Consider the following 18,999-nt stretch of genomic DNA (forward strand, 5'->3'; position numbering starts at 1 on the left):
CCTCTCCGACGCGGCGACGGGCCCCCGGGGAGAGGGGCCCGTCGCCGTACTTGTGAACCGATCAGGCAGGAACGGGGGTCAGTTCGGGCCGGGTGTCAGCGACCGGCTCCGGCTCGGTCAGGTCACGCCGGCCGGCGGACTCGTACGCGGCGCGGTCGAGGGTGCCCTCGCGGGCGGCGACCACTGTCGGCACCAGCGCCTGACCCGCGACGTTGGTGGCGGTGCGGATCATGTCCAGGATCGGGTCGATGGCCAGCAGCAGGCCGGCGCCGGCCAGCGGCAGGCCCAGCGTGCTGAGGGTCAGGGTGAGCATCACGATCGCGCCGGTCAGGCCGGCGGTGGCCGCCGAGCCGACCACCGAGACGAAGGCGATCAGCAGGTAGTCGCCGATGCCGAGGTGCACACCGAACACCTGGGCCACGAAGATCGCGGCGAGCGCCGGGTAGATGGCGGCGCAACCGTCCATCTTCGTGGTCGCGCCGAAGGGCACCGCGAACGAGGCGTACTCGCGGGGCACGCCGAGTCGCTCGACGGAGCGCTGGGTCACCGGCATGGTGCCGACCGAGGAGCGGGACACGAAGGCCAGCTCGATCGCCGGCCAGGCGCCGGCGAAGAAGCGCAGCGGGTTGAGGCGGCCGGCGAGGATCAGCACCAGCGGGTAGACCACGAACAGCACGATGGCGCAGCCGACGTAGACGGCTGTGGTGAACTTCGCGAGGGGGGCCAGCAGGTCCCAGCCGTACGAGGCGACGGCGTTGCCGATGAGGCCGAGGGTGCCGATCGGGGCGAGCCGGATGACCCACCAGAGCGCCTTCTGGACGATCTCCAGCAGGGATCGGTTCAGTGCTACGAACGGTTCGGCGGCCTCGCCGACCAGCAGGGCCGCGGCACCGATGACGACGGCGAGGAAGACGATCTGGAGGACGTTGCCCTCGACGAACGCGCCGACCGGGTTGGTGGGCACGATGCCGGTGAGGAAGTCGGTCCACGAGCCGGTGTTCTTCGGCGGTGCGGCGCCGCCCAGGTCGAGGGTCACGCCCCTACCCGGGTTGGTGAGCAGGCCGAGGCCGATGCCGATGCTCACCGCGATCAGCGCGGTGATGCCGAACCACAGCAGGGTCTTGACGGCGAGCCGGGCGGCGTTGGCGACGCCGCGCAGGCTGACCACGCTGACCACGATGGCGGTGAAGACCAGTGGCGGCACGGCCAGCTTGAGCAGCTGGATGAAGAGGCTGCCGACGGTGTGCAGGGTGCTGGTCAGCCAGCTCAGGTCGTTGGTGCGGGCCAGGAAGCCCAGCGCGACGCCGAGCACGAGGCCGAGCAGGATCTGCACGGAGAAGGGGATTTTGCGCAGGCTGAAGGGCATGAGGATGTATCCAATTGTCCGGTCCGATCGGGGCAGGCGTTGAAACGCGGCTAGCCCGGACAGATGCCACTGGCCTGCAGTCGGAGATCGACATACAGGCGGACAGTGAGGCCCCAGAGATTGGTCATCGTTGGGCGACGCTACGCCGATTCCCGCTCATCGCAAGGACCAGGCGGCGTGAGGCTCCTTACAAAGGGCGAGTGCGGTGGCGGTGCTCACGCCCCACAGCACCGCGAGGGCGAGGATCAGCCGTTCCAGCACACCCACCACCGGGCCCCGGCCGACCACGAGCATCGCCAGCCCCACCGTGGCGCAGAGCGGCAGGGCCAGCGCTGCGGCGACGCCGGCCAGCCGACGCACCGTCCGGCCGGCCGGCCCGGAGACGGCAAGCGTGATCATGGCGAAGACCACCGCCGCGGTCGCCGCGATGCTCGCGCCGCCGTGCACCAGGTCCGCCGCCGTCGCGCGCTCGAACGGCGGCAGCGGGCAGCCGTCGGAGCAGGTCACCGCCCCGGACACGGCGGTGAACACGGCCCCGGTGGCGAGCAGCGCCGGGGCCGCTGACCACACCCCCGGGGGCAGCGCCGCGCCGATCAGCAGCAACGCGCCGGCAAGGGCCAGGATCCCGATCCGGTACGCCGCCGCGTGGGCGCTGCCGGCGATGCCCGCCTCACTGACGTACCCGGTGAGCCCTGGACCGGGACCGGCGACCACGGCGAGCGTCACCGCCACCGCGCCGGCCAGGGTGCAGCCGGCCGCGGCGGACCCGGCTGCCCGGCGGGCGACGTCGCCGCGGGCCCTCGGCACGGTCGGGGCGGCGGACCGACCCGGCTCAGCCACGTCCGTGCGGCGTGCGCCAGCCGGACTCGTCCGGCCCGAGTGGCACGATGCCGCTGGGATTGATCTCCCGGTGCGTGCCGTAGTAGTGCCGCTTGATGTGGTCGAAGTCCACCGTCTCGCCGAAACCCGGCGTCTGGAACAGGTCCCGGGCGTACGCCCAGAGCACCGGCATCTCGGTCAGCTTGTTGCGGTTGCACTTGAAGTGCCCGTGGTACGCGGCGTCGAAGCGGACCAACGTCGTGAACAGCCGCACGTCGGCCTCGGTGATCGCGTCACCCATCAGGTAGCGCTGCCCGGCCAACCGCTCCGAGAGCACGTCCAGCCGGGCGAAGAGCGCCCGGAACGCCTCGTCGTACGCCTCCTGGGAGGTGGCGAACCCGCACCGGTAGACGCCGTTGTTCACGTCGGTGTGGATCTCGGCCATCAGTGCGTCCATCTCCGGGCGCAGCTCAACCGGGTACAGATCCGGCGCGTCGGGCGCGTGCAACCGCCGCCACTCGGTGGAGAAGTCGAGGGTGAGCTGCGGGTAGTCGTTGGTGACCACCCGACCGGTCCGGGTGTCGACGAGCGCCGGGACTGTCACCCGGCCGGTGTAGTCGGTGTCGGTGGCCAGGTACGCCTCGGAGAGGAAGCTCACGCCGAGGACCGGATCGAAGCCGTCCGGGTCGAGGGCGAACGCCCAACCCCGCTCGTCCCGGATCGGGTCGACGGTGCCCAGCGAGATCGCCTCCTCCAGCCCGAGCAGGCCGCGCACGATCCTCGCCCGGTGCGCCCACGGGCAGGCGCGGCACCAGATCAGCCGGTAGCGGCCGGCCTCCAGCGGCCAGCGGTCCTGGTCGTCCGGGCCGCCGCCGGGCGGGGAGGTCGAGTCGGCGGTGACCCGACCGGTGAACCGGTTCGGCTGGCGGACGAACGCGCCGCCGCCGCTGGTCTCTGCGCTGAACTGGGCCCGGGCCATGCCGTCAACCTATCCGCTGCCGGCGCGGATATCCTGGCGGCCGGCAGCCCTCGCGACCCGGTGGGCGTGCCCCACCCCCGCCGTCTGCACCCCTAAGGACTCGCGATGACCGTGGCATACCTGGTGGCCGGTGTCCGCACCCCGATCGGCCGGTACGCGGGCGCGCTGGCCGGCGTCCGCCCCGACGACCTGGCCGCCCACGTGATCCGTGAGCTGGTCGCCCGCCACCCGTCGGTGGACTGGGCGCGGGTCGACGATGTCGTGCTCGGCTGCGCGAACCAGGCCGGCGAGGACAACCGCAACGTGGCCCGAATGGCGGCGCTGCTCGCCGGCCTCCCCGAGGAGGTGCCGGGCAGCACTGTCAACCGGCTCTGCGGCTCGGGCCTGGACGCGCTCGCCACCGCCGCCCGATCCATCGTCGCCGGGGACGCGGAGCTGGTGATCGCCGGCGGGGTGGAGAGCATGAGCCGGGCGCCGTTCGTCATGCCGAAGGCGACGTCGGCGTACTCCCGCTCGGCCGAGGTGTACGACACCACGCTGGGCTGGCGGTTGGTGAACCCGTTGATGCGCGACGGGTGGGGGGTCGACTCGATGCCGGAGACGGCGGAGAACGTGGCCGCCGAGTACGGCGTCAGCCGGGCCGAGCAGGACGCCTTCGCGTACCGCTCGCAGCAGCGTGCGGCCAAGGCGCAGGCCGACGGCCGGTTCGCCGAGGAGATCGTGGCGGTGTCAGTGCCGGCCGGTCGTCGGGAGACCAGGCTGGTCGAGGTCGACGAGCACCCCCGGGAGACCACGCTCGCGAAGCTGGCCGCGCTGCCCACCCCGTTCCGCGACGGCGGCACGGTGACCGCCGGCAACTCCTCGGGCGTCAACGACGGCGCTGTCGCGCTGCTGGTGGCCAGCGAGGCGGCGGTTGCCCGGTACGGCCTCACCCCGCTGGCCCGGATCGTCGGTGCGGCGGCGGCCGGTGTGCCGCCCCGGATCATGGGGATCGGCCCGGTGCCGGCCACCCGCAAGCTGCTCGACCGCCTCGGCGTCGAGTTGGGCGCGGTGGACGTGGTGGAGCTGAACGAGGCGTTCGCCGCGCAGTCCGTGGCGGTGCTGCGTGAGCTGGGGCTGCCCGTGGACGCCGACCACGTCAACCCGAACGGTGGGGCCATCGCGCTGGGGCACCCGCTCGGCGCCAGCGGCGCGCGGCTCGCGCTGACCGCGGCCCTGGAGCTGCGCCGTCGTGGCGGCCGCCGGGCTCTGGCCACCATGTGCATCGGCGTCGGTCAAGGCATCTCGCTGTTGCTGGAGTCAGCCGCCTAGAGTGGTCCACACCACACGACCCGCGGGTCGACCGGTGCTCGCGCCTGCCCGTGGCACGCCCATACGCCGGTGCCGTCCCGCGCTGCGGCGAGAAACTGGGGAGCGCACTGATGCCGGACGGACTGCCGACCGAGATCGATCTGACCAGGCCGAGCGCGGCCCGGGTGTACGACTACTTTCTGGGTGGGGCGCACAACTTCGAGATCGACAGGCAGCTGGCCGAGCAGATCGCCAGCATGACCCCGAATCTCGCCGCCACCATGCGTTCGGGCCGCGAGTTCCTGCGCCGGGCCGTCCGGGTGCTGCTCGACGCCGGCATCGACCAGTTCCTCGACATCGGCTCCGGAATTCCCACCGTGGGCAACGTGCACGAGGTGGCTCAGGGGGTGAACCCCAAGGCCCGCGTGGTGTACGTCGACATCGACCCGGTGGCCGTCGCGCACAGCCGGGAGCTGCTCGCCGGCAACGAGCTGACCGGGGTCATCCACGCCGACCTGCGTGAGCCGGAGCGGATTCTCGCCGAGACCCGACAGCTCGGGCTGATCGACTTCAGTCGGCCGATGGGCATCCTGCTGGCCGGGGTGGTGCACTTCGTCCCGGACGCCGACCGACCCGAGGCGACCCTGGCCACCCTGCGGGACGTCGCCGCGCCGGGCAGCTTCCTGGTCATCTCACACTCCACCTTCGAGGACCAACCGCAGGAGATGCTGGACGCCCAGCGCCTCTCCGCCCGCACCGCCACCGAGATCACCCTGCGCTCCCGCGCACAGGTCACCGGCTTCTTCGGCGACTGGACCGTCCTGGAACCAGGCGTGGTGCACATGCCGCTCTGGCGCCCGGACTCACCGTCCGACGTGGACGAGCACCCGGAGCGGTTCGGCGCCTTCGGGGGCGTCGCCCGGTACGACCAGCCCGCCGGCTGATCCCGTGGCCGCCGTCCCGGACCCCGCCGGGGTCGATGTCGGCCGGGACCCCGCCGGGGTCGATGCCGGCCGGACCGACGCTCAGGGGTACGCCGCCGACTGGGCCCGCGCGGTGCGCCGCCTCGGTTTCGTGCCGCTCAGCGCAGCCGAGACCGAGCGACTGCTGCTGGTGCACACGATCCGGCTGGCCCAGGCGGTACGGGCGGAGCCGTTCAGCGCCCGCCCGGCCGAAGAGGTCGGGCGGGCCATGGTGGAGGCGCACCTCACCGAGCCGCAGGCCCTGGAGTGGACGCTGCAGGCGCTCGGTGCGACCTTCGGGCGGCGGGTTCTGGGCGGCGGTGACCGGCCGGCCGACCTCGCCGACCGGATCGCCGCGGTGCAGGGCGGCCTGGCCGCCGGGTTCGCCCGCGCGCTGCGCGACCGCACCTTCAGCCAGCAGGAACGGATCGCCCGGTCGGCCTGGCAGGCGCGCGACGAGGTCGAGCAGGCGCTGCGCGAGAGCGAGGCACGATTCCGGGCGGTGTTCACCGGCGCCGCGATCGGGATCGGGATCGCCGGCGTGGACGGTCGGATCATCGACGTCAACCAGGCGTTCGCCGAGATGCTCGGCTACTCGATCGAGGAGTTGCGCGAGATCAACGTGGCGGCGCTGTTCCACGCCGACGACGTCGCCGGAATGTGGGAGCTCTACCAGGAGCTGATCGAGGGCAAACACGACGCGGCCCGGGTGGAGAAGCGCTACTACCGCAAGGACGGCACCGTGGTCTGGACGGATCTGGCCGTCACGCTGATCCGACAGGAGGGCCGGCCCCGATTCACCGTCGCGATGATCGAGGACATCACCGAGCGGTACGAACTCCAGCAGCGGCTGCGCTTCCAGGCGCTGCACGACCCGCTGACCGGGCTGCCCAACCGCACGCTGTTCTTCGAGACGTTGGGACGGGTGCTCGACACCGCGGGCGTCGGGCAGCGGGTCGGGGTGTGCTTCCTCGACCTGGACGGCTTCAAGGCGATCAACGACAGTCTCGGCCACGACCTCGGTGACCGGCTGCTGGTGATGATCGGCCGGAGGCTGGCCGCGTGCGTGGCCGACCACGGCCACCTGGTCGCCCGGATGGGGGGCGACGAGTTCGTGATCCTCGTCGACGGAGGGAACGACACCGACGACGCTGTCGCCGTCGCGGAGGCAGCGCTGGCTGCCGTCGCGGCCCCGGTCCACGTCGGTGAGCACCAGTTGGCCGTCTCGGCCAGTGTGGGCATCGTGCAGTGCCCCGCCTCGGAGACCAGTGCGTCCGAGCTGATGAAGGCGGCGGACACCACGCTCTACTGGGCCAAGGCGGCCGGCCGGGGCCGGTGGGCGGTCTACGACCCCGAGCGGGGCGCCCGGGACATCGCCCGTTCGGCGCTGGTCGCCGGGCTGCCCGCCGCACTGGACCGGGGCGAGTTCGTGCTGCACTACCAGCCGATCGTGTCGCTGCTGGAGGGCACCATGCTCGCGGTGGAGGCGCTGGTCCGCTGGGAACACCCGGAACTGGGTCTGATCGGGCCGGACCGGTTCATCGGCTTGGCCGAGGAGACCGGCCTGATCGTCCGGCTCGGCGAGTGGGTGCTGCGGCGGGCCTGCGCGGACGCCGAACGGTGGCGGCGGGAGTTCCCGGAAGCCCGGCTCGTGGTCAGCGTCAACCTGGCCGCGCGGCAGGCCGACGAACCGGCCATCGTGGACACGGTCGCCGACGCGCTGCAGACCAGCGGGCTGCCCGCGGGGCTGCTCCAACTGGAGTTGACCGAGAGCGCCGTGATGGGCAGCGCCGGTGAGCCCCTACGCAGCCTGCACCGGCTCGCCGCGCTCGGCGTCCGGCTGGCCGTGGACGACTTCGGCACCGGGTACTCCAACCTGGCGTACCTGCGCCGGTTGCCGATCCACTGCCTGAAGCTCGCCGGGCCGTTCGTCGAGGGCATCCGCGCGGACGGCGCCGACGTGGCGGCGGACCACCGCGACGAACGGATCGTCGACGCGTTGGTCCGGTTGGCGCACGCGTTGGAGCTGTGGGTCACGGCCGAGGCGGTGGAGACCGACGTGCAGGCGGAACGGCTGCGGGCGTTGCGCTGCGACACCGGCCAGGGCCGGTACTTCGGCGCGCCGGCCCCGGCCGACGCGATCACCGCCCGGCTACGCGGGGACGGGGTGGCGGCGTGAGCGGGGACCATTCCGGTCCGGCAGGTGGCGACGGAAGGTGACGACGTGGATCTGACGGACTCGCAGACGGTGGTGACAGTGGTGGCCGGCTTGGCCATCCTGGCCGGCTTGGCCGGTGTGGTGGTGCCCGGTCTGCCGGCGCTGCCTCTGTGCTGGGGCGGCGTGCTGGTCTGGGCGATCTTCGGCGGGGCCGGTCCGGGTGGCTGGGCGGTGTTCGCCGCCGCCACCCTGGTCGCCGCGGGTGGCACCGTGATCAAGTACGCGTGGCCGGGCCGGAACCTGAAGCGCACAGGTGTGCCGACGTCCACGCTGCTCGCCGGCGGGGTGCTCGGCATCATCGGGTTCTTCGTGGTGCCGGTCGTCGGGCTGGTGCTCGGCTTCGTGGCCGGGGTGTGGGCGGCGGAACGGCTACGCCTGGGCAGCAACCAGCTCGCCTGGCCCTCCACCGTGCAGGCCCTGAAGGCCGCCGGCCTGTCGATGCTCGTGGAGTTCCTGGCCGGCCTCCTGGTCGCAGCCCTCTGGGTAACCGGCCTCCTCCTGACCTGACCCACGCCCGGGGGCGGGGCGCGGGGCACTTTTGGGTACGGCGGAGCGCCGTACGTGAGAGAGAGGCGTGCCCCGCGCCACACTGGTCGGGCGGTCCGAGCGCCCGGGGTGGGCCCTGATCGGGCCTGGTCACTGGTCCAGGATGCGGGCCGGAGCGGCCGGACGGCAACGCAATTAGCCCGACGGCGGTGAGATTCCCAACGACTACGTATTGACCGCCTTGATCGGCCGGGTCGACACTTTGCGCACTCGCACGCGGAACCACCTCAGGGAGGTGTGCAGTGGCCACGACGCCCGTGCCGACCGCCGAGCAACCGATGGACGAGGACGCCCGACGGCTCGCAGAACTCGGCTACAAACAGGAGCTACGCCGCAAGTGGAGTGGCTTCTCCAACTTCGCCATCTCCTTCTCGATCATCTCGATCCTGGCCGGCTGCTTCACCACGTTCGGCCAGGCGTGGAACAACGGCGGGCCGGTCGCCATCGCCTGGGGCTGGCCGCTGATCTCGCTGTTCATCCTGATCATCGGTTTCTGCATGGCGGAGCTGGTGTCGGCGTACCCCACCGCGGGCGGGATCTACTGGTGGGCGGCCACCATGGGCCGCCCGGTGCACGGCTGGTTCACCGGCTGGCTGAACCTGATCGGCCTGGTGGCGGTCACCGCCTCGGTCGACTACGGCTGCGCGACGTTCCTCAACCTCACCCTGTCGGCGCTCTTCGACGGCTGGGCCGGGACGCTGCGGCAGGCGTTCGTCCTCTTCGTGATCATCCTGGTGCTGCACGGGCTGATCAACATCTTCGGGCACCGGATCATCGACGTACTCCAGAACGTCTCGGTCTGGTGGCACGTGGCCGGCGCGGCCGTCGTGGTGGCCATTCTGGTGTTCGTGCCCGACAACCACCAGAGCTTCCAGTTCGTGTTCACCGAGCGGTTCAACAACTCCGGCTTCGGTGACGGCGACATCGGCGGGCTGACGTTCTGGTTCTACGTGCTGCCGCTGGGTTTCCTGCTGACCCAGTACACGATCACCGGCTTCGACGCCTGCGCGCACGTCTCCGAGGAGACCCGGGGCGCCTCGCAGGCAGCGGCCCGCGGCCTCTGGCAGTCGATCTTCTACTCGGCGGTCGGCGGCTGGATCCTGCTGCTGGCGTTCCTCTTCGCGGCCACCGACGTCGAGGCGGTGAACGCCGCGGGCGGCTTCTCCGGCGCGATCTTCGAGTCGGCGCTGACCCCGGTCTTCTTCAAGATCGTCATCATCATCTCCACCATCGGGCAGTTCTTCTGCGGCATGAGCTGCGTGACCTCGATGAGCCGCATGGCGTACGCGTTCAGCCGCGACCGGGCCGTACCCGGATGGCGGTTGTGGTCGACTGTCGACCGCAACGGCACCCCGGTCAACGCGATCATCGGTGCCACAGTGGCCGGCCTGGTGCTGACCCTGCCGGCGCTCTACGAGAGCTCCGCGGGTATCCCGATCGCCTTCTACGCGGTCGTCTCCGTCGCGGTGCTCGGGCTGTACCTGTCGTTCCTCATCCCGATCGCGCTCCGACTACGGATGGGCGACCGGTTCGTCCCCGGGCCGTGGACGCTCGGCCGCAAGTACAAGCTGTTCGGCTGGATCGCGGTGATCGAGATCGTGATCATCGCCGTCTACTTCGTGCTGCCGATCGTGCCCGCCGGGGTGCCCGGCAACGACGGGTTCACCTGGTCGGCGGTGAACTACGCGCCACTCGCCGTCGGCGGGGTGCTGCTGGTGGTCGCCGTCTGGTGGTACGCCTCCGCCCGCAAGTGGTTCGCCGGCCCGGTTCGTACCGTCGAGGAACCCGCGGCGGCGGCCGACCCGGCGCCGGTCGACGGCCCGGTCTGATCGGCACCCGGCGGGACGGGCGGTGCTGCCGTCCCGCCGGCCGATCGTCGGGTTTGCCGGCCGTGCCGCCGGGGGCATTGACGGTGATCCGGTTTGCCAGTAGACCTTGGTGATGGAGGCCCGCGAATGAGGAAAGCTCCGCTCACGCTGGAACAACTGCGGGTCGCCGTCGACGACGGTGAGATCGACACCGTGGTGCTGGCCCTCGTCGACATGCAGGGCCGGTTGCAGGGCAAGCGGTTCCACGCGCCCTTCTTCCTCGACCAGGTGGTGGCCAACGGCAGCGAGGGCTGCAACTACCTGCTCGCCGTGGACGTCGACATGAACACCGTCGACGGGTACGCGATGTCGAGTTGGGAACGCGGCTACGGCGACTTCGCGATGGTGCCGGACTTCGCCACGTTGCGCCGGATGCCCTGGCAGCCCGGCTCCGCCCTGCTGCTGGCCGACCTGACCTGGCTCGACGGCTCGGGTGACGTGGTCGCCTCGCCCCGGCAGATCCTGCGCCAGCAGTTGGACCGGCTGGCCGAGCACGGGCTGACCGCGTACGCCGGCACCGAGTTGGAGTTCGTGCTGTTCCGTGACTCGTACGAGGACGCCTGGCAGCGCGGCTACCGCGATCTCACCCCGGCGAATCAGTACAACGTCGACTACTCGCTGCTCGGCACCGCCCGGGTGGAGCCGCTGCTGCGTCGCATCCGCGTGGAGATGGCCGGCGCCGGGCTCACCCCGGAGAGCGCCAAGGGCGAGTGCAACCTCGGCCAGCACGAGATCGCCTTCCGGTACGACGAGGCGGTGGCCTGCGCGGACCACCACGTGATCTACAAGAACGGCGCCAAGGAGATCGCCGCCCAGGAGGGGATGGCGATCACCTTCATGGCCAAGCCGAACGAGCGGGAGGGCAACTCCTGCCACATCCACTTCTCGTTGCGGGACAGCAACGGTGACTCGGCGATGCTCGGCGACGGGCCGGCGCACCTGTCGCAGACCGGGCAGCGGGTGCTCGCCGGGCTGCTGGCCACCATGCGGGAGTTCAGCCTGCTGTTCGCTCCGAACATCAACTCCTACAAGCGGTACCAGCCGGGATCGTTCGCCCCGACGGCGTTGCGTTGGGGTGTCGACAACCGCACCTGCGCGCTGCGGGTGGTCGGGCACGGGCAGGGCATGCGGGTGGAGAACCGGGTGCCCGGGGCCGACGTCAACCCGTACCTGGCGATCGCCGGGCTGGTCGCCGGGGCGCTGCACGGCATCGACGGTGAGCTGGAGTTGGGCGAGGAGTGCGCCGGCAACGCGTACGACGACCCGGAGGCCGAGCGCGTTCCCGGCACCCTGCGCGACGCCCTGGCCCTCTGGGAGGAGTCCACGGCAGCCCGGGAGGCGTTCGGCCCCGAGGTGGTGGCCCACTACGCCAACCAGGCGAAGGTGGAGCTGGCCGCCTTCGACGCCGCGGTGACGGACTGGGAGCTGACCCGTGGCTTCGAACGCCTCTGACCACGTGAGGATGGGGGTAAGGGTGTGACGGTTCTCGTGGACCCCTCTTGGGGGGTGGGGTTTCGGGAGGTTGCGGCTGCCTCTCGGGACGAGGTTGACGCGGTCATCTCGCGGGCGGCTGCCGCATTTGAAAGCTGGCGTCAGGTCAGCGCGGGGGATCGGGCTCGGCTGCTGCGGCGGTTTGCCGCCGTCGTGGACGCGCACCTTGAGGAGCTGGCACTGCTGGAGGTGCGCAACTCGGGGCACACCATCGGCAACGCCCGGTGGGAGGCGGGCAACGTCCGCGACGTCCTGGACTACTACGCCGGCGCGCCCGAGCGGCTGACCGGGCGGCAGATCCCGGTGCCCGGCGGGTTGGACGTCACCTTCCACGAGCCACTCGGTGTGGTCGGCGTGATCGTGCCCTGGAACTTCCCGATGCCGATCGCCGCCTGGGGGTTCGCCCCGGCGCTCGCCGCCGGCAACACTGTGGTGCTCAAGCCCGCCGAACTGACCCCGCTCACCGCGCTGCGCCTGGCCGAGCTGGCCCGTGAGGCGGGCCTGCCCGACGGCGTCCTCACCGTCATCCCGGGCGAGGGCTCGGTGGTGGGGGAGCGGTTCGTGAGCCACCCGGCGGTCCGCAAGATCTGCTTCACCGGCTCCACCGAGGTCGGCACCCGGATCATGGCCGGCTGCGCCGCCCAGGTGAAGCGACTCACCCTGGAGTTGGGCGGCAAGAGCGCGAACATCGTGTTCGCCGACGCCGACCTGGAACGCGCCGCCGCGACCGCGCCGGGCGCGGTCTTCGACAACGCCGGCCAGGACTGCTGCGCACGGTCGCGGATCCTGGTCCAGCGTTCGGTGTACGACAGGTTCCTGGAACTGCTCGAACCGGCGGTACGCGCGGTACGCGTCGAGGACCCGTCCCGCGACACCGCCGAGATGGGCCCGCTGATCTCCGCCGCCCAACGGGACCGGGTCGGCGGTTACCTCGCCGGGGCGAAGATCGCCTTCACCGGCTCCTGCCCCGACGGCCCCGGGTTCTGGCACGCGCCCACTGTGCTGCTGGCCGACTCGCCGGCCGACAGGCACTGGCGGGAGGAGATCTTCGGCCCGGTGGTCTCGGTGCTCCCGTTCGACGACGAGGCGGAGGCGGTCCGGCTCGCCAACGACACCGAGTACGGCCTCTCCGGATCGATCTGGACCCGGGACGTGGGGCGGGCCCTGCGCCTGGCCCGCGCCGTCGACTCGGGCAACCTCAGCGTCAACTCGCACTCCTCGGTGCGCTACTGGACCCCGTTCGGCGGGATGAAGCGGTCCGGGCTCGGCCGTGAGCTGGGCCCGGACGCGCTGCACTCCTTCACCGACGTCAAGAACGTGTTCATCTCGACAGAGGAGTGACGCCAGTGCAGGGTCGGTTGCGGGACCGGGTGGCAGTGGTCACCGGAGCGGGCAGCGGCATCGGGTTGGCCACCGTGCGGCGGTTCGCCGCCGAGGGGGCCCGGGTGGTCTGCGTGGACATCGACGCGGAGGCCGGTACGAGGGCCGCCGAGGAGTGCGGCGGCGAGTTCGTGGCCACCGACGTGGCCGACGAGTCGGCGGTACGCGACCTGTTCGACGGGGTGGCCGACCGGCACGGCCGGGTGGACATCGCGTTCAACAACGCCGGCATCTCACCGCCGGACGACGACTCCATCCTGGACACCGGCCTGGACGCGTGGGAGCGGGTGTTGCGGGTCAACACCACGAGCGTCTACCTGTGCTGCAAGTACGCCATTCCGCACATGCGTCGGCAGGGCAAGGGGTCGATCATCAACACGGCCTCGTTCGTGGCGTTGATGGGTGCGGCGACGTCGCAGATCGCGTACACAGCGAGTAAGGGCGGGGTGCTGGCGATGACCCGGGAGTTGGGTGTGCAGTTCGCCCGCGAGGGCATCCGGGTCAACGCGCTCTGTCCCGGTCCGGTGGCCACTCCGTTGCTGCTGGAACTCTTCGCCGCCGACCCGGAGCGGGCCGCCCGTCGGCTGGTGCACGTGCCGATGGGTCGCTTCGGGCAGCCGGAGGAGATCGCCGCCGCGGTGGCGTTCCTGGCCAGCGACGACGCCTCGTTCATGACCGCCGCGCAGTTCGTGGTCGACGGCGGCATCACGGGCGCCTACGTCACTCCCCTGTGAGCGCGAGGAGTGAGCCGGGTTTGCGAGCCCCGCAGTCGCGAACCGTGCCGGCCCTGTGAGCGCGAGGAGTGAGCCGGGTTTGCGAGCCCCGCAGTCGCGAACCGTGCCGGCCCTGTGAGCGCGAGGAGTGAGCCGGGTTTGCGAGCCCCGCAGTCGCGAACCGTGCCACCTGTGAGGAGGCCGCTGATCGGGGTCAGCGCGTACGTCGAACCCGCCGACTGGGCTGTCTGGCGGGGTGTGCGGGCGGTGCTGGTGCCGGAGGCGTACACGCGGGCGGTGACGTCCGCGGGCGGCCGGGCGGTGGTCCTGCCGCCGGACGACGTCGACGCGGACGTGGTGGCTGTCCTGGACGGGTTGCTGTTGGCCGGTGGCGCGGACGTCGGTCCGGGGCGGTACGGCCAGCCGGCCGACCCGCGTACCGAGGATCGGCCGGACCGGGATGCCGGCGAGCTGACAGTGTTGGCCGCCGCGCTCGCCGCCGAGGTGCCGGTGCTGGGCGTGTGTCGGGGGATGCAGTTGCTCGCCGTCGCGTACGGCGGCGCCCTGCACCAGCACCTGCCCGACGTGGTGGGTCACGACGCGCACCGCCCGGCGCCCAGCGTGTACGGGACCCACCCGGTGCGGTTCGCGCCGGGGAGCCTGGCCGCCTCGGTGTTGGCGGGGGTCGACCAGGTCAACTCGTACCACCACCAGGCGGTCGCCGACCCGGGCCGGCTCACGGTGACCGGTTGGGCGGGGGACGGCGTGGTCGAGGCGGTGGAGGACCCGGCCCTGCCGTTCGTGCTCGGGGTGCAGTGGCATCCGGAGAACGAGTCGGATCCCCGCCCGATCACGGCGCTGGTGCGGGCCGCTGGCCAGCGGGTGTGACTGAGATCGCCCCCGCCCGTCGATGTCGCCGGTGGGAGGATCGGCCCATGGGCAAGGTTTATCCGGAGATCGACTCTCGACTGCGTGACTTCATCGGGGCCCAGCCGCTCTTCTTCGTGGCGACCGCCCCGTCCGGTGCCGAGGGGCACGTCAACGTGTCACCGAAGGGCATGCGGGGCACGTTCGTGATTCTTGGGCCGCGCCGGGTGGCCTACCTCGACTATCACGGCAGTGGGGCGGAGACCATCGCCCACCTGCGGGACAACGGCCGGATCACGCTGATGTTCTGTGCCTTCGACGGCCCGCCGAAGATCGTCCGGTTGCACGGTCGGGGCACCACAGTCGCGGTGACCGAGGACGCCTTCGCCGATCGGCTCGCCGACTTTCCCGCACCGCCGGACGTGCACGCCGTCCGGGCGGTCGTCACGGTCGAGGTGGAGCGGGTCAGTGACTCCTGCGGATACGCGGTGCCTCTGATGGACTTCCGGGCCGAACGCGATCTGTTACTCACCTCACACTCCCGCCGCAGCTCAGAGGATCTGGTCGATTACCGGGCCACCAAGAACGCGGCAAGCATCGACGGGCTGCCGGTCTTCTGACTCGTCAGGGCGTTCCGACCACCGCGGTTCGACGCCGTTGTCCACCCGCACTGTCCGGTGCCCGACGACCGAGGCGTACGTAAACAGCGTCCATCTGTCGTGATGCGTTACGTTGCTGGTCCGCTGGGGTACAAGTCGGAGCACGGCGGGTGAAGATCAACGGTCGAGGGGTACGGCCGGAGCGGGAGGCTGCATGAGCTCGGCCCAGGGGGGCGCGGACATCGGGCACCCCGCCCTGTCCGGCCGCGAGACTCCTCCGATGCTGACGGCCGCGTTCGCGGCCGGCGGCGAGATGGGCGGGCGGCTGGCCTCCTTCGACTGGTCCTCGGGCCCGCTGGGTGAGCCCGGTCAGTGGCCCCCGGCACTCGCCAGCGCGGTCGGGATGATGCTCGCCTCCAGCGCGCCGATCGTCATGTTCTGGGGCGACGAGCAGTTGGCCTTCTACAACGACGCCTACCGCCCGACCATTGGTGACAAACACCCGGACGTGATCGGCCAGCCGGCCCGCCCGTACTGGTCGGAGACCTGGGAGGTGCTCGGTCCGCTGCTCGACAGCGTCCGGAGCACCGGACGCTCCTACCGTGGCGAGGACCACCCCTTCCTGCTGAACCGGCACGGCTTTGTCGAGCAGACCTACTTCAACGTCTCGTACGACCCGATCCGGGGTGACGACGGCTCGGTCAGTGGCGTCTACTGCATCGTCAGCGAGACCACCGGGCGGGTGCTCGGCGAGCGCCGGCTGCGAGCGCTGTCCGAGTTGGGTGCCGAGCTGAACGACATCGGCAGCGCCGCGGAACTGGGTCGGACCGCCGCCGGGGTGCTCGGCCGGCACCGGGCGGACGTGCCGTTCGCCCTGATCTATCTGGCGGACGACAGCGACCAGCTCACCCTGGCCGGTTGCGCCGGCACCACCCCACCCGCCGTCGATGTCGCGTCGCAGCTGCTGGCCCGTTTGACCGCCGATGGCGTGCCCGCCACTGTCGAGGTGGCCGTTCTGCTCGACGTGTTGCCTGTCGACGCCGCCGACCAGGCCCTCGTGCTGCCGCTCACGGCTACCAACCAGACGGTCGGCGCGCTTGTCGTCGGCGTGGCCCGTCAGTTGCCGCTCGGCGACGACTACCGCGACTTCCTCGACCTGGTCGCCGCCCAGATCTCCCGGGCGGTCGGCACCCAGCGGGCGTACGAGCAGGAACGGGCCCGCACCGCCGAGCTGGCCGCGCTGGACCGGGCGAAGACCAACTTCTTCGCCAACGTCAGTCACGAGTTCCGCACCCCACTGACCCTGGTGCTCGGCCCGCTGGAGGACATGCTGGCCGACCCGGAGCTGCCCGCCACCGAAACCGACCGGCTCACGATGATGCACCGCAACGCGCTGCGCCTGCTCAAGCTGGTCAACACCGTGCTGGACTTCTCCCGGCTGGAGTCCGGTCGGCTCGCCGCCCGCTACCAGCCCACCGACCTCGCCGGTTACACCGCCCGGCTGGCCAGCACCTTCCGCTCGGCCACCGAGCGGGCCGGGTTGCGACTGGTGGTGGACTGTCCGCCGCTGTCGACGCCGGTCTTCGTCGACCGGGACATGTGGGAGAAGATCGTCCTCAACCTGGTGTCGAACGCGGTCAAGTTCACCTTCGACGGCGAGATCAGGGTGCGGATCCGGGTCGTCGAGGGCGCGGCCCGGCTGGAGGTGACGGACACCGGCGTCGGCATCGTGCCGGACGAGCTGCCGCACGTCTTCGAACGGTTCCACCGGGTGCCGGGGGTGCGGGCACGCACCCACGAAGGCACCGGCATCGGCCTCGCGCTGGTCCGGGAGCTGGTCGAGATGCACGGCGGTGCGGTCGGGTTGACCAGTCAGGTCGACGGGGGCAGCACCTTCACGGTGACAGTTCCGTTCGGCTCGACGCACCTTCCGGCGGACCGGGTGGCGGCGTTCGACCCGTTGCCCGTGGGCGAGCCCGAGCAGGCCCGGCTCTTCGTGGCGGAGACCGCGCTGTGGGCCGGTGTCGCACCGACACCCCAGGCCGACCGTCAGGCCGCGAAGGGCACGCCGGCTGGCCGGATCCTGGTCGTCGACGACAACGCCGACCTGCAGGAGCACGTCAGTCGGCTGCTCTCCGGAACCTGGGACGTGGTCACCGCGAACGACGGGCTCGACGCCCTGCCGTTGGCTCGCGACGGCGGGTTCGACCTGGTGCTCACCGACGTGATGATGCCCCGGTTGGACGGGTTCGGGCTGGTGAGCGCGCTGCGCGCCGACCCGCGTACCCGGCATGTGCCGATCGTGCTGCTCTCCGCCCGCGCCGGCTCCGCGGAGGCCGTCGCCGGTCTCGCCGTCGGGGCCGACGACTACCTCACCAAGCCGTTCTCCGCCCAGGAACTGGTCGCCCGGGTGCGGGCCAACGTGGAGCTGGGCCAGCTGCGCGGGCAGATCATCCGCCGGCTCCGGGCGCTGGCCGACGCGGCGGTGGCGGTGAACACCGCCCGATCCACAGCCGATGTGCTCCAGGTCGCCGCGCGGCACGCGTTGAGCCTCGCCGAGGCGGCCCGGGTGGTGGTCACCGCGAACGAGGCGCGCTTCGAGGCGGACGGCGGCGGCACCACCGCCGCCGCCCCGTCCTTCGTGGCCGAGCTGACCGGCACCACCGGCAAGCAGCTCGGCGAGCTGCAGGTCTGGCGGGCGGACGGCGACGAGGCGCAGACCGACGACGCGGCGCTGACCCAGCTGGCCCGGCTCGTCGGGGTGCGGCTGGAGAACGCGCAGCTCTACGAAGCCGAACACCGCATCGCCACCACCCTGCAGCACAGCCTGCTGCCCCGGTCGCTGCCCCAACTGCCCGGCGCGGTGGTGGCCAGCCGGTACCTGCCCGGCAGCGCCGACGTCGAGGTCGGTGGCGACTGGTACGACGCGATAGCGCTGAACGGCGACGAACTGGTGCTGGTCATCGGGGACGTGGTCGGTAAGGGCGTCCGGGCCGCCGCGGCGATGGGGCAACTGCGCAACGCGCTGCGGGCGTACGTGCTGGAGGGCTTCGATCCGGGTGGGTCGCTGACCCGGCTCAACCGGCTGGTCGGCTCCACCGAGGGCCGGTCCTTCGCGACAGTGGTCTGCCTGCTGTTCAACCCCCGCACCGGTCGACTGCGGTACGCGAGCGCCGGTCACCCGTCCCCACTGTTGATCACCGGAGGCGACGTGGCGTTCCTGCACGATCGGGCGCTCGGTCCACCGGTCGGCGCACTCCCCGACGCGACGTACGAGTCGGTCGAGGCCGAGTTGCCGGCCGGCAGTCGACTGCTGCTCTACACCGACGGGCTGATCGAGGACCGTCAGCTCGGCATCGATGCCGCACTGGCCCAGCTTCGCATCGACGCGGCCACCCCGAGTGAGCACGTGGCCGATCTGATCGACGCGGTGGTCGAGCGGGTCACCGGCCGGCCGCGCCGCGACGACGTGGCGGTCCTCGCCCTGGAGGCTGCCGAGCTGAACCGCTTCGCCCTACGGCTACCGGCGGACCCGACCCGGCTCAGCGTGCTGCGAAAGCGCCTGGAGGACTTCCTGGTCGCGCACTCCGTCGGCGAGACCGACCTGTTCGACCTGACCGTCGCCGTCTCCGAGGCCGCCGCCAACGCCATCGAGCACCCGGTCCACCCCGCCGAGGCCATGATCAGCGTGGAGGTGGCCATCGAGGGTCGGACGGTGACGGCCATTGTGCGCGACAGCGGGCAGTGGCGGGAGTCGACCGGCTCCGGCTTCCGGGGCCGCGGCCTGGCCCTGATCAGAGCGCTGGGAGACCTGTCGGTACGACGTACCGATGAGGGCACCGAGGTGACGCTGCGCCGGCAGCTGCAGGACTGACCACGCGCCCGGCGGCCGGGTGCCTTT

Annotated in this window: 14 protein-coding genes; 11 read left to right on the forward strand and 3 right to left on the reverse strand. The window is 71.6% G+C overall.

The window, feature by feature from the left end; all coding sequences use genetic code 11:
• Nucleotides 1-61: 61 nt before the first annotated feature.
• From KBX71_RS00095 to KBX71_RS00105, 3 genes are all read right to left on the reverse strand, one after another.
• On the reverse strand, nucleotides 62-1,354 hold the full coding sequence (locus KBX71_RS00095) for a dicarboxylate/amino acid:cation symporter (RefSeq protein ID WP_210816236.1): 1,293 nt from the start codon (nucleotides 1,352-1,354) through the stop codon (nucleotides 62-64).
• 168 nt (nucleotides 1,355-1,522) lie between these two features.
• Nucleotides 1,523-2,206 (reverse strand): DUF998 domain-containing protein, encoded by a 684-nt coding sequence (locus tag KBX71_RS00100; protein WP_210815767.1) that lies wholly within the window; start codon nucleotides 2,204-2,206, stop codon nucleotides 1,523-1,525.
• Nucleotides 2,199-3,164, reverse strand: a complete 966-nt coding sequence (locus KBX71_RS00105; RefSeq protein ID WP_210815768.1) for a glutathione S-transferase family protein — start codon at nucleotides 3,162-3,164, stop codon at nucleotides 2,199-2,201. The genes KBX71_RS00100 and KBX71_RS00105 overlap by 8 nt, the downstream gene beginning before the upstream one ends.
• 105 nt (nucleotides 3,165-3,269) lie before the next feature.
• On the opposite strand from KBX71_RS00105, the gene pcaF reads away from it, so the two are divergent.
• The 11 genes from pcaF (at nucleotide 3,270) to KBX71_RS00160 (ending at nucleotide 18,972) form a co-directional block, all read left to right on the forward strand.
• Nucleotides 3,270-4,475 (forward strand): 3-oxoadipyl-CoA thiolase, encoded by a 1,206-nt coding sequence (gene pcaF / locus KBX71_RS00110; protein ID WP_210815769.1) that lies wholly within the window; start codon nucleotides 3,270-3,272, stop codon nucleotides 4,473-4,475.
• Nucleotides 4,476-4,585: 110 nt separating this feature from the next.
• Complete coding sequence (locus tag KBX71_RS00115; protein WP_210815774.1) at nucleotides 4,586-5,398, forward strand: SAM-dependent methyltransferase; 813 nt, start codon at nucleotides 4,586-4,588, stop codon at nucleotides 5,396-5,398.
• Between the two features lie 4 nt (nucleotides 5,399-5,402).
• On the forward strand, nucleotides 5,403-7,595 hold the full coding sequence (locus KBX71_RS00120) for a bifunctional diguanylate cyclase/phosphodiesterase (protein WP_210815775.1): 2,193 nt from the start codon (nucleotides 5,403-5,405) through the stop codon (nucleotides 7,593-7,595).
• A 45-nt stretch (nucleotides 7,596-7,640) separates the two neighbouring features.
• On the forward strand, nucleotides 7,641-8,141 hold the full coding sequence (locus tag KBX71_RS00125) for a DUF456 domain-containing protein (RefSeq protein WP_210815776.1): 501 nt from the start codon (nucleotides 7,641-7,643) through the stop codon (nucleotides 8,139-8,141).
• 281 nt (nucleotides 8,142-8,422) lie between these two features.
• A complete protein-coding gene (locus tag KBX71_RS00130; protein WP_210815777.1) occupies nucleotides 8,423-10,009 on the forward strand; it encodes an amino acid permease in 1,587 nt (528 codons plus the stop codon).
• A gap of 126 nt (nucleotides 10,010-10,135) precedes the next feature.
• The gene (locus KBX71_RS00135) at nucleotides 10,136-11,500 is read left to right on the forward strand and encodes a glutamine synthetase family protein (RefSeq protein WP_210815778.1); all 1,365 of its coding nucleotides are present in this window, start codon (nucleotides 10,136-10,138) and stop codon (nucleotides 11,498-11,500) included.
• A 36-nt stretch (nucleotides 11,501-11,536) separates the two neighbouring features.
• The gene (locus KBX71_RS00140) at nucleotides 11,537-12,880 is read left to right on the forward strand and encodes an aldehyde dehydrogenase family protein (protein WP_307846894.1); all 1,344 of its coding nucleotides are present in this window, start codon (nucleotides 11,537-11,539) and stop codon (nucleotides 12,878-12,880) included.
• A gap of 5 nt (nucleotides 12,881-12,885) precedes the next feature.
• Entirely contained in the window at nucleotides 12,886-13,653 is a 768-nt protein-coding gene (locus KBX71_RS00145; RefSeq protein WP_124816863.1) for a 3-oxoacyl-ACP reductase, read from the forward strand.
• A 171-nt stretch (nucleotides 13,654-13,824) separates the two neighbouring features.
• Nucleotides 13,825-14,520 (forward strand): gamma-glutamyl-gamma-aminobutyrate hydrolase family protein, encoded by a 696-nt coding sequence (locus KBX71_RS00150; RefSeq protein ID WP_210815783.1) that lies wholly within the window; start codon nucleotides 13,825-13,827, stop codon nucleotides 14,518-14,520.
• A gap of 47 nt (nucleotides 14,521-14,567) precedes the next feature.
• Nucleotides 14,568-15,119 carry a pyridoxamine 5'-phosphate oxidase family protein gene (locus KBX71_RS00155; protein ID WP_210815784.1) on the forward strand — a complete coding sequence of 184 codons (552 nt, stop codon included), beginning with the start codon at nucleotides 14,568-14,570 and terminating at the stop codon, nucleotides 15,117-15,119.
• Between the two features lie 193 nt (nucleotides 15,120-15,312).
• On the forward strand, nucleotides 15,313-18,972 hold the full coding sequence (locus KBX71_RS00160) for a SpoIIE family protein phosphatase (RefSeq protein ID WP_210815785.1): 3,660 nt from the start codon (nucleotides 15,313-15,315) through the stop codon (nucleotides 18,970-18,972).
• Nucleotides 18,973-18,999: the final 27 nt, after the last annotated feature.

It is taken from the genome of Micromonospora sp. D93, from assembly GCF_018070365.1.
GTDB classification, from domain to species: Bacteria; Actinomycetota; Actinomycetes; order Mycobacteriales; family Micromonosporaceae; genus Micromonospora; species Micromonospora ureilytica.

Excerpts from the sequence above, each read along its gene's own strand:
- KBX71_RS00105 (WP_210815768.1), bottom strand. The coding sequence starts at position 3,164 with ATGGCCCGGGCCCAGTTCAGCGCAGAGACCAGCGGCGGCGGCGCGTTC.
- pcaF (WP_210815769.1), top strand. The coding sequence starts at position 3,270 with ATGACCGTGGCATACCTGGTGGCCGGTGTCCGCACCCCGATCGGCCGG.
- KBX71_RS00115 (WP_210815774.1), top strand. The coding sequence starts at position 4,586 with ATGCCGGACGGACTGCCGACCGAGATCGATCTGACCAGGCCGAGCGCG.
- KBX71_RS00135 (WP_210815778.1), top strand. The coding sequence starts at position 10,136 with ATGAGGAAAGCTCCGCTCACGCTGGAACAACTGCGGGTCGCCGTCGAC.
- KBX71_RS00155 (WP_210815784.1), top strand. The coding sequence starts at position 14,568 with ATGGGCAAGGTTTATCCGGAGATCGACTCTCGACTGCGTGACTTCATC.
- KBX71_RS00160 (WP_210815785.1), top strand. The coding sequence starts at position 15,313 with ATGAGCTCGGCCCAGGGGGGCGCGGACATCGGGCACCCCGCCCTGTCC.